This is a genomic window from Bacillus sp. ATD, assembly GCF_050585765.1.
In the GTDB taxonomy this organism is placed as follows: domain Bacteria; phylum Bacillota; class Bacilli; order Bacillales; family Bacillaceae; genus Bacillus; species Bacillus stercoris.
Genome location: NZ_JBOBQH010000001.1, coordinates 244,051 through 256,541 on the forward strand (window position 1 = coordinate 244,051; position 12,491 = coordinate 256,541).

Here is a 12,491-nt window from a genome sequence, read left to right on the forward strand (position 1 = left end):
ACGTCTATCCGTGTGATGGGCGTTTTTTTTGTTACTTTCTGCTTTATTTAATCGTCTATGTAGTTACACATAGGCACGTAGTCTATAAAGGAGGTTATGTCATGAACCGCCTATTGCTTGCAGGCTGGATCTTTTTTATCCTGCTTTCTGTTTGTACGGAAAGCTTCAGCGGCATGGTCGTATCGCAAACGGTGGCTTTTCATTTTCAGCCGCACCCTGATCTGTCTCAATTTTTCGTTATGGATTTTACTGAGCTTACTGTACCTGAAGCGTGTATTCAAAAAATCGGGCACGCGTTTTCCTTCTTTGTGCTGACTTATTTGCTGTGGAAACAGTGGGGCAGCATAAGATCAGCTGCAGCCGGCTCATTCGCGTTTGCTTTTTTCACAGAAGTTCTCCAGCTTTTCTTCAGCAGGAACGGGTGCATTCGAGATGTGCTCATCGATGCTGTTGGAATTGGATTGTTTTATGGATTATATGTGTTGGCGAAGCGGAGAAAACAAGAGATGTATGAAAAATATTAAAGCCGGCTGTCTTGGTTAAAGACGCCAGCTTTTGTCTTTTTAGAAATTTTGATCGGTTGGTTTTTTCGTCAGTTTATTGATCATGGCTTCATAGATCCTCACGACCAAATCGACGAATGGGCGAAGCAGTTCTGAAAATCTAAAGAATAGGAACCCGATAATGATGCCGACAACGAGGCTGCCTAATACATCTACCGGATAGTGATGTCCCACCCAAATTCTCGAAAAGCCTGTCAAAAGCCCGAAAATGACAAGCGGCCAGCCGATTTTGCGGTTTCTGAAAAGCATCGCAATAGAAATCGCTAATGCACCTGTCGTGTGGTCACTTGGAAATGAAGCATCCGCAGCATGCGGTATCAATGTATGCACAGTATGCGCAACGAACGGGCGCGGTTCGAAATAAACAAGTGTAATCAAATAGTTGATCACAAGACCTGCAATTCCTGTGATGCCTGCGTAAAGTACATTTTTTCTGCTTTGTGTGTTCCCGAACAGCCAGATCGCCAATAGGATAAGGGCATAGGCGACAATGGCATATTCCGTGATGAAGACCATAATAGAATCGAGAACGGAATTGTGATGAGATAGACCATGGATGGCTTTAAAAATTTCGTAGTTCAAATAATCACCTTTTACATTTTTAATAATAGACTCATTATACTCATAAAAAGTTTCAAATCAAAAAAGAGTTTGTCAGAAAGAATGACGCTTGAAGAGAATTCGAAGAGGGAGCGGTGTTTATGGGGGGCAAAAAAAGAGACCCGGAATTTCGGATCTCTTCTAAACCATTAAAGTGCTTCAGGTCCTTCTTCGCCTGTGCGGATGTTGATCGTATTGCTGATTTCATAGACAAATATTTTACCGTCACCCGGCGATCCTGTTTTCAGCACCCTTTTAGCGATCTCAGTCACTTGATCAACAGGCACCTTGCTGACCACGATTTCAATTTTTAGACGCTCGTATACATTGCTTTCTATTTTTACCCCTCGATAGAGCTCCGTATGTGCTTTTTGAAGGCCGCAGCCGTGAACATTGGAGAAGGTGAGAGAGGTGACACCGATTTTTCCGAGTTCCTGCTTCAGCTTTTCAAAATTTGCCGGACGCGTTACAATCTCTACCTTGAACATTTGACCGCTCATAACGTCACTCCTCACATAGAATCTTGATATGCTTTTTCCCCGTGCATCGTTAAGTCAAGCCCAAGTGATTCTTCTTCTTCGGTTGCACGAAGGGGAAGGAAGAGGCTTACAAATTTAATAATAACGAAAGTGACAATAAATACAAAAACATAAGTGGCGGCTATCGCGAGAATTTGTTTCCAGATTAAGCTTGCGTCACCGTAGAATAACCCATTTGCTCCCGCTGAGTTAACAGAGGTTGTGGCGAATAATCCTGTCGCGATTCCGCCCCATGTCCCGCCGATCCCATGCAGGCCAAAGGCGTCAAGCGCGTCATCGTATCCGAATTTCTTTTTCAGCGAGAATACACCCCAGAAACAGACGGCCCCGCCGATGATGCCAATAATAATGGAAGAAAACGGTGTGACAAATCCAGCTGCCGGCGTAATGGCGACAAGCCCGGCAATCGCGCCGGATACCGCTCCGAGCATTGTCGGTTTTTTATTAATGATCCACTCGACTAAGATCCAGCCGGCAATCCCGGCTGCTGCCGCGGTGTTTGTGTTGATGAAGGCATACATGGCCACGCCATCTAAGGTCAAAGCGCTGCCGACGTTAAAGCCGAACCAGCCGAACCAAATCAAGGCTCCTCCTAAGAAGGTGTAAATAAGGTTATGCGGAGAAGACGCTGTGCCATCTTTCCGTTTGCCAAGCACAATAGCAAGAACAAGTCCTGCCACACCGGAGGAAATATGAACAACATTGCCGCCGGCGAAATCGAGCGCCCCAAGCTGGCCGATCCAGCCGCCGCCCCATACCCAATGCGCTACGGGTGTGTAAACCAAGGAGGACCATAAAACCGAGAATAAAAGAAAAGCGCCGAATCGCATCCGCTCTGCGAAAGCCCCGGAAATAATCGCTGTAGTCAGGACAGCGAACGTCATTTGGAACATCATGAATAACGAGTGGGGAATGGTATCGCTGTAATCTCCCGGATCAAATCCGACCCCTTTGAGGCCTGCCCACTCCAGTCCGCCAATAATGGAATTGCCTGGTGCGAAGGCAAGTGTATATCCGAACAGCACCCAAACGATGGAAACGATGGCAATGGAAGAGAAACTGTGCATGGCAGTGCTCAGCACATTTTTGCTTTTTACCATCCCTCCATAAAATAACGCTAATCCCGGGGTCATCAGCCACACGAGTAAAGCGCAAAAGAACATAAAAACTGTATCGCCCATTTGCATGTCTCATTCCTCCGTATCTTTCAGAATAAAAAGCAATTATTATAGTTCTTCATTATAGAGAAAAAAGAACGATAAAACATTTTCATGTAAGATTTCCTGACATGGTTTTTCAGGGAATGTTATCGAGGGATGGAAAGAAAGAAGAACAGCATTTTTTATGATACAAGACTTTATATCTATAAAAGAAGCTGTTCATATGAGCGGAAAAGGGAATTGACATTGAATAGAAAGCTCTATACTGTATTAAGTGTACTATATCAAATAATACACTGAGGGGGATGTATGATGAATAAAGGCGGCAGGTTGAGGAGAGCGGTATGTAAGTCGATTCCCGCGACGTTCCGATTGTTTTTAGCCTTTAATTTTTTCGTGTATGGTTTGGCGAAAGTGGTGATTGGCCAGTTTGGCGAGGTGACGCCTGAAATCGAGGCGGCTGCCGGGAAGGGGTTTACCATCGCGTGGGCATTTTTCGGTTATTCTCATGTCTATGAACTGTTTATAGGTTTTGGTGAAATCCTAGCAGCTGTTTTATTACTGATTCCGCGAACGGCTGCATTAGGGGCAGTTATTTTTATGCCCATCATAGTGAACATCGTCTTGATTAACTATTGTTTTGATATTGGCGTGCAGGATCTTAGCACGATATTAATGGTTATGTGTCTCATCCTGCTTTGGGTGGATCGCCGCAAATTCATAGGCATTTTCAGGCAGGAACCGATAGACGGCAGGCAGGTGATGAAGTGATGACGCCCTTTATGATTACAGTGCTTGCCGGTTTGTTCGTATGCACAACCTGTTACTATTACATAAAAGAAAAATCATGAGAAAACGCTCCTTCTGAGAATTTCACAAGCGTCAAAAAAGAACTTAGGCAGTGTGAAGAGTAAAATATGCGATGTGAGAAACACTAACAGTATCAGGAGGAGACGTATGATGAATACACTCAACATTGATTTTCAAAAAACAGCATTGGTGATCATTGATTTACAAAAGGGAATTGTGCCGATTGATCAAAGCGGCCAGGTTGTCCCGAATGCGAAAAAGCTTGTAGATGAATTTCGGAAACAGAACGGGTTCATCAGCTTTGTAAATGTAGCCTTTCACGATGGAGCCGACGCTCTAAAGCCGCAAACGGATGAGCCCGCGCAGGAAGGTTCAAGGGAGATGCCGGCGGACTGGGCCGAATTTGTTCCGGAAATTGGTGTGCAGGATGGAGATTACACGGTGACAAAACGGCAGTGGGGTGCGTTTTTTGGCACAGATTTAGACTTGCAGCTGAGACGCCGCGGCATTGATACGATTGTACTGTGCGGCATTGCAACGAACATCGGGGTGGAAAGTACAGCGCGCGAGGCCTTTCAGCTTGGCTATCAGCAGATTTTTATTACAGATGCTATGTCCACGTTTAGCGATGAAGAGCATGAAGCCACACTGCGCTTTATTTTCCCGAGAATCGGTAAATCGAGGACAACGGAAGAATTTCTGGAACAAGTGAAATGATGTTATCGAAAAAAAGCCGGGCTGTTTTTTTAACAGCGGTGGCTTCGGGAACGATGCTGAATCCGCTGAACTCGTCTATGATTTCTCTCGCGCTCCATAGCATCCAGCATGAGTTTCGCCTCTCGTTTACAACGGTTTCTTGGCTGATTTCCTCGTTTTACCTGGCGAGTGCCGTAGCGCAGCCTGTAACGGGAAAGCTCGGTGATTTAATTGGGCGGAAACGCTTGTTTTTATTCGGGCTTATTCTTGTAGCGGTTTCAGCCATCGGAGCACCGTTTGCGCCAACATTTATGACATTATTGGTCATGCGGCTGTTTCAATCGGTGGGGAGCAGTGCGATTTATCCGTCAGGTGTCGGATTGATTCGGAATCATATTCATGAGCGCCAAGCTTCAGCCTTGGCTGTACTTTCTATTTTTGCATCCGCCATGACAGCGCTGGGGCCGACAGTCGGCGGGGTTTTAATTGTGTGGGGCGGCTGGCCGGCGATCTTTATCGTTAATTTGCCGTTTATTATCCTCAGCTTCTTTTTGGGCCTGTATATGTTCCCGAAAGATCAGAAAAAAGGGACGGGAATCAAAACGATTATTCGGCAGCTCGACATTCTTGGAATTGTTTTATTTGCCGGGGGAATCATTTTTCTCCTATCCTTCCTGCTGTCGTTCAGCACGTCGCCGCATGCGGTTGAAGGTGTGCTTGGCTTGCTTCTGCTCTGTGCGTTTGTCTGGCGTGAGCTGAAAACGGATAAGCCCTTCATTGATGTCCGTCTGTTTAAAACACAGCGAAATCTGTCAGCTGTATATGTTCAGTTTATTTTGCTGAATGTTTTCTTCTATTGTTTATTTTTTGGCCTGCCAAGTTATTTTCAGGATGAAATGCATCTTTCTGTTCAAACGAGCGGCCTGTTTATGCTGTTTATGTCTGGAATGAGCATCATTGTGTCACCTGTTACGGGCAAATGGATCGACCGATCAGGTGTTGTAAAGCCAATCTTTGCTGGAGCGCTTTTGATGACGGCTGGAGCCGTGCTCTTAACCATCTTTTTTATCAATGTCGAGACCATCGGGAAAGGCCTCATTCTATCGCTCTTGGGTATAGGCTACGGACTGGGAAATGTCGCGCTTCAGGCAGCAATGCTGAAAACGAGTCCTTCCAACATGGTAGGAACGACTTCCGGCCTGTTTCAAACCTGCCGTTACCTAGGATCGATTTTGTCTTCGGTGATTCTTGGCATTCTTTTTGGTAAAGAAATCACGGCAGCCCATTTTGATATGATGGGAATCATTATGATCATCACGGGAGGAGCAAGCCTGTTAATGGCTGTGAGATTTGCTGCATTAATGAAAACTGCATCTTGAGAAAGAGACGGGCTCTGAGGGTCTGTCTCTTTTTCTTGTTTAGGCTGTTCAAATACAAATAAGAAAATTGTACATCATAGCCAATGTTATTGTCTGATTCTTCAGTTATATTAAGTGACATCGAATGTCAGAAAACGATACATGAAATGGAAAGCAGACAATACCGAAAGGGGAGCCGGCTATGAAATTAAAAGAGAGTCAGCAGCAATCCAACAGGCTGAGCAATGAAGACTTGGTGCCTTTGGGGCAGGAAAAACGGACATGGAGAGCAATGAACTTTGCGTCCATTTGGATGGGATGTATACATAATATACCGACATACGCGACGGTGGGAGGATTAATTGCGATCGGCCTTTCGCCTTGGCAGGTGCTGGCGATCATTATTACGGCATCGCTTATCTTATTTGGCGCTCTTGCCTTAAACGGCCATGCGGGGACAAAATACGGGCTGCCGTTTCCAGTGATCATCCGGGCTTCTTACGGGATATACGGCGCAAATATCCCCGCGCTTCTGAGGGCGTTTACAGCCATCATGTGGCTTGGTATCCAGACCTTTGCGGGCAGCACGGCACTGAACATTTTGCTTTTGAATATGTGGCCGGGCTGGGGAGAAATTGGCGGCGAGTGGAACATTCTCGGCCTTCACTTGTCTGGTTTGCTTTCTTTTGTATTCTTTTGGGCCGTTCATTTACTCGTATTGCATCACGGCATGGAGTCAATTAAACGTTTTGAGGTATGGGCAGGGCCTTTAGTGTATCTGGTATTTGGCGGCATGGTATGGTGGGCAGTCGATATTGCCGGAGGATTGGGGCCGATATACTCTCAGCCAGGAAAGTTCCATACGTTCTCAGAAACATTCTGGCCGTTTGCTGCCGGAGTGACCGGCATCATCGGCATCTGGGCGACATTAATTTTAAATATACCTGATTTTACACGGTTTGCTGAAACACAAAAGGAGCAAATCAAAGGGCAATTTTACGGTTTGCCGGGAACATTCGCGCTGTTTGCTTTCGCCAGTATTACGGTGACCTCCGGCTCGCAGGTCGCGTTCGGAGAGCCGATTTGGGATGTTGTCGATATTTTGGCGCAGTTTGATAACCCTTATGTCATCGCCTTGTCCGTGATCACGCTCTGCATCGCCACGATCTCTGTAAATGTCGCGGCGAACATCGTATCGCCCGCTTATGATATAGCGAATGCCCTGCCGAAATATATCAATTTCAAACGCGGCAGCTTTATCACTGCGTTGCTCGCTTTATTTACGGTTCCGTGGAAGCTGATGGAGAGTGCGACAAGCGTGTATGCGTTTCTCGGCTTAATAGGCGGCATGCTTGGACCGGTGGCAGGCGTGATGATGGCCGATTATTTTATCATTCGCAAACGTGAGCTCTCGGTAGATGACTTGTATTCCGAAACAGGACGGTATGTGTATTGGAAGGGCTACAATTACCGTGCGTTCGCAGCCACAATGTTAGGGGCGCTGATTTCGCTGATTGGCATGTATGTTCCTGCATTAAAGAGCTTATACGATATTTCTTGGTTTGTAGGTGTGCTGATCTCCTTTCTTTTCTACATTGTTCTGATGCGTGTTCACCCGCCTGCATCGTCGGCGATTGAAACGGTTGAACCTGCACAGGTCCGCCAGGCTGAATAAAATCTATATAAACGGTATATTTTCATATTTTTGAAATGGTTTTCCATAAATAGAGCATTTATAATGGTTTTAGAAATCTATTCTAAAACGAAATGGGAATCGAAAATGAGAAAAAGATATTTTATTCTTTTGGCAGGTGTTTTAGCGTTGGGCATCTTCGCTTTCGTTTTTGATGAGACAAAAGCGAATGAGGAAAGAGATGAAGACTGCCTATATGTTTCGCCAAATGGCAGTGATCAAAATGAAGGAACAAAAGAAAAACCGTTTCGTACATTGGCACACGCATCTGAGAAGGCTGCTCCCGGCACAACCGTCATGATTCGAGAGGGCACGTATCATGAAATCCTTGATGTGAAGCACAGCGGTACGGACGGAAAGCCTATCACGTTCCGAAACTATGAAAATGAAAACGTCGTGATTACCGGTGAATCCGTTGCGAACGCTGAATATGAAACACCGCTGATTCGCATTCACGATAAACATGACATTGCCATCAGCGGTTTAACGATTCAAGATCTTTCTGTTTCATCTGAGGAAGCAACTGCTATGGGGATTTATGTGTCAGGGTCCAGCAGTCATATCGCCATCAAGGATAATCATATCCAGGGGATTAAAACAACAGCGGATGAAGGAAATGCCCACGGAATCGCAGTTTATGGGACTGGCAGCATGAAGGACATCCGAATCGAGGACAATACAGTTGAGAAACTGACGCTTGGAGCGAGTGAAGCAGTTGTGCTGAACGGTAATATCGATGGCTTCACTGTTGCAGGCAATGTGGTCCGCAATAATAACAACATCGGGATTGACCTAATTGGTTATGAGGGAACCGCAGATAAAAACGATTACGTGCGAAACGGTGTCGTGGAAAACAATACGGTTTATCAAAACTCGACTTACGGCAATCCTGCCTATGGGGACGACTACTCAGCGGGCGGGATTTATGTCGATGGCGGACACGGTATCGAGATTAAGAACAACACAGTTTACGATAACGATATTGGGATTGAAGCAACATCTGAACACAAAGGAAAGTATGCAAATGCCATTCAGATCACAAATAACAAAGTGTACAACAATGCGTACACCGGTATTTCAATCGGAGGATATGACAAAAAGCGGGGCGGCACCAGCAATTCTCTGATTGCCCGCAATATTATGTACCGGAATGACACAAAGGGACTGTACGGCGGACAGCTGCTGCTGCAGTACGATACGAAAAACAACACTATTGAAAAGAATATTTTGACGGCCGGTGATTCCAGATTATTTATCGGAAACGATTTTACTGAAAATGAAGGAAATACGGTCAATCATAACGTGTACCACAAGGAAGCGGATCAAGACGGCATATGGATGTGGAAAAAGAAAGAATATGATTCGTTTTCGTCGTATCGAAAAGCAACAAATAACGATTCGCAATCCATTTATGCCGATCCGATGTATCGTGATGAAGAGTCGTATGACTTTACGCTAGATCCTGATTCACCTGCGCGGAAAGTCATTGAATAATTGCTATAAGCGGCGTTCTCTCGTTCAATCGAGCGGAACGCCTTTTTTTATATGCAAAAAAGACTGCCGGGATTTCCCGGCAGTCTGACAAGTTATTCTGCGATAGACACTTTTCCTTCAGCCTCAACAGGTTTTCTCTGGCTCCACGTGTAGAGAAGCAGAGCAATTAAAACGAACAGACCCGCTGATAAATAAATGGCAGAGAAGCCGGCAGATGCTACAAACAATCCGAATACATACGATCCTACAGCAATTCCGCTGTCAAAGAAGGTAAAGAACGTTGCTGTTGCAAAACCTGAGCGGTGAGCCGGAGATTTCTGGATCGCCAATGTTTGCATACATGGAACGATTGATCCGTATCCAAGCCCGATAACCGCTCCTGAAAGCAGAAGCATCAAGCCGCTGTGTGTGAAGGACAGCATGCAGAGTCCCACAGAGAAAATCAGGATTGATGGGTAAATGACAATGCCAGGTCCGACTTTGTCGAACAGTTTCCCTGTGAACGGACGTGCAATCATCATTGTCACCGCAAAGCAAACAAAGAAATATCCGCTGATATCCGAAAGATCAACTGATTTGGCGAATACAGACAGATATGATGTAACAGTTGAATAACAGAAAGAAATAAACAAACCGACCGTCGCAATTTTGAGTGCGCCTTTTTCAAACATATCCGAGAACGCAAAACGGAATACAGTCGTGCCGCTGTCTTTACTTTGCGGCACTTTTATTAAGAACGAAACAAGTAAGCCCGCGACCATAAACAGCGCAAAGGCTGTAAAGAATACAGGGAAGCTGACCACCCTCATCAAATTCAGGCCAAGGAAAGGCCCGATCGCCATAGCGAGGTTCATAGACATGGCAAAGTATCCAAGCCCTTCACCGCGCCGTTTGGCTGGAATAATATCAGCAGCAATTGCACCTGTGACAGTCGTTAAAATGCTGAACCAAATCCCTTGGAAGAACCGTAATCCGAGCAGCAGGGAAAAGTTATGAATCGGCATATACAGAAAAGATGATAGGGCGAATAACGCCATCGATACAATCGCCATTCTTTTCTTTCCGAAACGCTCAATAATGGCCCCGGAGAATGGCCGAGTAATGATCGCAGACAGAAGGAACAGGCTGATTAAAAGCCCGCCTTGTGATTCTGTGCCGCCAAGCTCTTGAAGCGTATAGATCGGCAATACAGTTAAAAATGTATAAAAGAACACAAACACAAATAAATTGACAAGCAGGACCATAATAAAATCCTTGGTCCATATCGCATCCGCTTTTTTCAAATGTATGTCACTTCCTTATTATCATTGTTGTAAAAACATGCGGAATAAATGAGAAAAGGCTTCTTTATCTTCATCCCGGAAATCTGCAAGCAGCTCTTCCTCGAATTTCAGCATTTTCACATTGATTTCTTCGTATTTTTTCTCGGCTTCTTTGGTGAGGACAACAAGTTTTTCCCGTTTGTCTTCACCTTGCCGTCTCTGGACCCAGCCGTTCTCCTCCAGGCGTTTGATCGTCCGTGTGACAGTCGGCGCTTCCACATTTAAATAGGACCAAATCTCTTTTTGAGTCATTGGTCCGATCGTACGCAAACAATATAAAACTGACCATTGAGATGAATAAAGGCCGAATGGCTCCAGCTGTTCATTGGCTTTCTTGGCAATCAGGCGGGCGCTTTGGTTGATTTGATGAATGAGGTGTCTGTTGACGTAGGTCATGTCTGTCTCCTTCTAAAAAACTTACCTAAGTAACTAATTGCTTATTTCATTCTACAGGAGCGATGAATAGATGTAAAGATGAAAATTTAGTGACGCGAAATAGTTTGCTGATGCTGAAAAAGTTCGTTTCACCCCTTGTCCTTATTGAGTTTTTAGCATATTCCCAAAAGAATGCTAATACACTGTTACAAACCTAACAAAGAGAGTGTTTGAGGTGAGGGATCGTGGGCATATTTCACAAACTTACTTTTAAAACCATACAACAAAGAAGCGGCATAATGAATGACTCTTTACAGAATACGGATCTCATTTCACACTTCTCACATCCATTTTAGGGAGGTCGAGTGGTGTGCACGATTACATCAAAGAGCGAACAATCAAGATAGGGAAGTACATCGTGGAGACAAAGAAAACCGTTCGTGTCATTGCGAAGGAATTTGGTGTTTCCAAAAGTACAGTACACAAGGATTTAACAGAGCGTCTGCCTGAAATTAACCCCGACTTGGCAAACGAAGTGAAAGAAATACTCGATTATCATAAATCCATCAGGCATTTAAGAGGAGGAGAAGCGACAAAACTCAAATATAAAAAAGATGAAATACTCGAGGGAGAGCCTGTTCAGCAATCGTAATCGCCTGACGTTGTCTTCTTGAAATCGTTCATAAAACATCCGCAAAAATTTGTAAAGAACTTAATGTGCTTCCAACTTTTTTTCTATATTTTATGATAATATATATAATTAGGGCACAATGTGGATATTTACTGTGAAACAGATTTTCAAGGAGGATATAAATAGATGTTTGCAAGGGATATTGGTATTGACCTCGGTACTGCAAATGTACTGATCCATGTTAAAGGTAAAGGAATTGTTCTGAATGAACCTTCCGTAGTTGCACTTGATAAAAACAGCGGCAAAGTGCTGGCGGTTGGCGAAGAGGCAAGACGAATGGTTGGACGTACACCTGGGAATATTGTTGCGATTCGCCCGCTGAAAGACGGAGTTATTGCTGACTTTGAAGTAACAGAAGCAATGCTGAAACATTTTATTAACAAGCTAAATGTAAAAGGCCTGTTTTCAAAGCCGCGCATGCTCATTTGCTGCCCGACGAATATTACATCTGTTGAGCAAAAAGCAATCAAAGAAGCTGCAGAAAAAAGCGGCGGGAAACATGTATACCTTGAAGAAGAACCTAAAGTTGCCGCTATCGGCGCGGGTATGGAAATATTCCAGCCAAGCGGTAACATGGTTGTAGACATCGGAGGCGGTACGACGGATATCGCGGTTATTTCAATGGGCGATATTGTCACCTCCTCTTCTATTAAAATGGCTGGGGACAAGTTTGACATGGAAATCTTAAATTATATCAAACGCGAGTACAAGCTGCTGATCGGTGAACGTACTGCGGAGGATATTAAGATTAAAGTCGCAACGGTTTTCCCAGACGCACGTCACGAGGAAATTTCCATTCGCGGACGGGACATGGTTTCCGGTCTTCCAAGAACAATTACAGTCAACAGTAAAGAAGTTGAAGAAGCCCTTCGTGAATCTGTCGCTGTTATTGTTCAGGCTGCGAAACAAGTGCTTGAAAGAACACCGCCTGAACTTTCTGCTGATATTATCGACCGCGGCGTGATTATTACCGGCGGAGGCGCGCTCTTAAACGGCCTTGACCAGCTGCTTGCCGAAGAGCTGAGGGTACCGGTCCTCGTTGCTGAAAATCCTATGGATTGCGTAGCCATCGGCACAGGTGTCATGCTTGATAATATGGACAAGCTTCCTAAACGCAAACTAAGCTGATTTCACAAACCTCATTCTGAAAAAGAATGAGGTTTTTTTATGAAAAGCCTTCACGAAAAGAT

Annotated in this window: 14 protein-coding genes; 9 read left to right on the top strand and 5 right to left on the bottom strand. The window is 44.7% G+C overall.

What is annotated here, in order from left to right:
- The first annotated feature begins 101 nt into the window (after positions 1–101).
- On the top strand, positions 102–524 hold the full coding sequence (locus ACQXR1_RS01265; protein ID WP_069838541.1) for a VanZ family protein: 423 nt from the start codon (positions 102–104) through the stop codon (positions 522–524).
- 39 nt (positions 525–563) lie between these two features.
- On the opposite strand, the gene bcrC is transcribed toward ACQXR1_RS01265, so the two are convergent.
- From bcrC to amtB, 3 genes are all read right to left on the bottom strand, one after another.
- Complete coding sequence (bcrC, locus tag ACQXR1_RS01270) at positions 564–1,145, bottom strand: undecaprenyl-diphosphate phosphatase BcrC (protein ID WP_069838542.1); 582 nt, start codon at positions 1,143–1,145, stop codon at positions 564–566.
- 167 nt (positions 1,146–1,312) lie between these two features.
- Positions 1,313–1,663 carry a P-II family nitrogen regulator gene (locus ACQXR1_RS01275; protein ID WP_014665678.1) on the bottom strand — a complete coding sequence of 117 codons (351 nt, stop codon included), beginning with the start codon at positions 1,661–1,663 and terminating at the stop codon, positions 1,313–1,315.
- 11 nt (positions 1,664–1,674) lie between these two features.
- Complete coding sequence (gene amtB / locus ACQXR1_RS01280) at positions 1,675–2,889, bottom strand: ammonium transporter AmtB (RefSeq protein ID WP_014665677.1); 1,215 nt, start codon at positions 2,887–2,889, stop codon at positions 1,675–1,677.
- A 282-nt stretch (positions 2,890–3,171) separates the two neighbouring features.
- On the opposite strand from amtB, the gene ACQXR1_RS01285 reads away from it, so the two are divergent.
- The 5 genes from ACQXR1_RS01285 (at position 3,172) to ACQXR1_RS01305 (ending at position 8,913) form a co-directional block, all read left to right on the top strand.
- Complete coding sequence (locus ACQXR1_RS01285) at positions 3,172–3,633, top strand: hypothetical protein (protein ID WP_080488050.1); 462 nt, start codon at positions 3,172–3,174, stop codon at positions 3,631–3,633.
- 186 nt (positions 3,634–3,819) lie between these two features.
- The gene (locus tag ACQXR1_RS01290; RefSeq protein ID WP_243571607.1) at positions 3,820–4,389 is read left to right on the top strand and encodes a hydrolase; all 570 of its coding nucleotides are present in this window, start codon (positions 3,820–3,822) and stop codon (positions 4,387–4,389) included.
- Entirely contained in the window at positions 4,389–5,747 is a 1,359-nt protein-coding gene (locus ACQXR1_RS01295) for an MFS transporter (RefSeq protein ID WP_430771776.1), read from the top strand. Before ACQXR1_RS01290 ends, ACQXR1_RS01295 begins: the two co-directional genes overlap by 1 nt.
- A 181-nt stretch (positions 5,748–5,928) precedes the next feature.
- Entirely contained in the window at positions 5,929–7,401 is a 1,473-nt protein-coding gene (pucI, locus tag ACQXR1_RS01300) for an allantoin permease (RefSeq protein ID WP_430771587.1), read from the top strand.
- 105 nt (positions 7,402–7,506) lie between these two features.
- Positions 7,507–8,913 (top strand): right-handed parallel beta-helix repeat-containing protein, encoded by a 1,407-nt coding sequence (locus ACQXR1_RS01305; protein ID WP_326274614.1) that lies wholly within the window; start codon positions 7,507–7,509, stop codon positions 8,911–8,913.
- A 92-nt stretch (positions 8,914–9,005) separates the two neighbouring features.
- Here ACQXR1_RS01305 and ACQXR1_RS01310 read toward each other — a convergent pair whose 3' ends face one another.
- Both ACQXR1_RS01310 and ACQXR1_RS01315 read right to left on the bottom strand, forming a co-directional pair.
- Positions 9,006–10,196 (bottom strand): MFS transporter, encoded by a 1,191-nt coding sequence (locus tag ACQXR1_RS01310; protein WP_206868681.1) that lies wholly within the window; start codon positions 10,194–10,196, stop codon positions 9,006–9,008.
- A 21-nt stretch (positions 10,197–10,217) separates the two neighbouring features.
- Positions 10,218–10,631: a MarR family winged helix-turn-helix transcriptional regulator gene (locus ACQXR1_RS01315; RefSeq protein WP_003235672.1), complete on the bottom strand. Its 414-nt coding sequence runs from the start codon at positions 10,629–10,631 to the stop codon at positions 10,218–10,220.
- Positions 10,632–10,855: 224 nt separating this feature from the next.
- Between ACQXR1_RS01315 and ACQXR1_RS01320 the strand changes: the two genes are divergently transcribed.
- The 3 genes from ACQXR1_RS01320 to mbl all read left to right on the top strand — a co-directional run bounded on the left by ACQXR1_RS01320 (position 10,856) and on the right by mbl (position 12,429).
- Positions 10,856–10,966 (top strand): protein usd, encoded by a 111-nt coding sequence (locus ACQXR1_RS01320; RefSeq protein WP_080478284.1) that lies wholly within the window; start codon positions 10,856–10,858, stop codon positions 10,964–10,966.
- Positions 10,967–10,980: 14 nt separating this feature from the next.
- Positions 10,981–11,262 (top strand): sporulation transcriptional regulator SpoIIID, encoded by a 282-nt coding sequence (gene spoIIID, locus ACQXR1_RS01325; RefSeq protein ID WP_003221804.1) that lies wholly within the window; start codon positions 10,981–10,983, stop codon positions 11,260–11,262.
- Positions 11,263–11,427: 165 nt separating this feature from the next.
- Entirely contained in the window at positions 11,428–12,429 is a 1,002-nt protein-coding gene (gene mbl / locus ACQXR1_RS01330; RefSeq protein WP_014665668.1) for a cell shape-determining protein Mbl, read from the top strand.
- Positions 12,430–12,491 lie beyond the last annotated feature (62 nt).

Bases quoted from the DNA above. Each gene is read 5' to 3' on its own strand.
- ACQXR1_RS01265 (WP_069838541.1), top strand. From the start codon at position 102: ATGAACCGCCTATTGCTTGCAGGCTGGATCTTTTTTATCCTGCTTTCT.
- ACQXR1_RS01275 (WP_014665678.1), bottom strand. From the start codon at position 1,663: ATGAGCGGTCAAATGTTCAAGGTAGAGATTGTAACGCGTCCGGCAAAT.
- amtB (WP_014665677.1), bottom strand. From the start codon at position 2,889: ATGCAAATGGGCGATACAGTTTTTATGTTCTTTTGCGCTTTACTCGTG.
- ACQXR1_RS01285 (WP_080488050.1), top strand. From the start codon at position 3,172: ATGATGAATAAAGGCGGCAGGTTGAGGAGAGCGGTATGTAAGTCGATT.
- ACQXR1_RS01290 (WP_243571607.1), top strand. From the start codon at position 3,820: ATGATGAATACACTCAACATTGATTTTCAAAAAACAGCATTGGTGATC.
- ACQXR1_RS01295 (WP_430771776.1), top strand. From the start codon at position 4,389: ATGTTATCGAAAAAAAGCCGGGCTGTTTTTTTAACAGCGGTGGCTTCG.
- pucI (WP_430771587.1), top strand. From the start codon at position 5,929: ATGAAATTAAAAGAGAGTCAGCAGCAATCCAACAGGCTGAGCAATGAA.
- ACQXR1_RS01305 (WP_326274614.1), top strand. From the start codon at position 7,507: ATGAGAAAAAGATATTTTATTCTTTTGGCAGGTGTTTTAGCGTTGGGC.
- ACQXR1_RS01315 (WP_003235672.1), bottom strand. From the start codon at position 10,631: ATGACCTACGTCAACAGACACCTCATTCATCAAATCAACCAAAGCGCC.
- mbl (WP_014665668.1), top strand. From the start codon at position 11,428: ATGTTTGCAAGGGATATTGGTATTGACCTCGGTACTGCAAATGTACTG.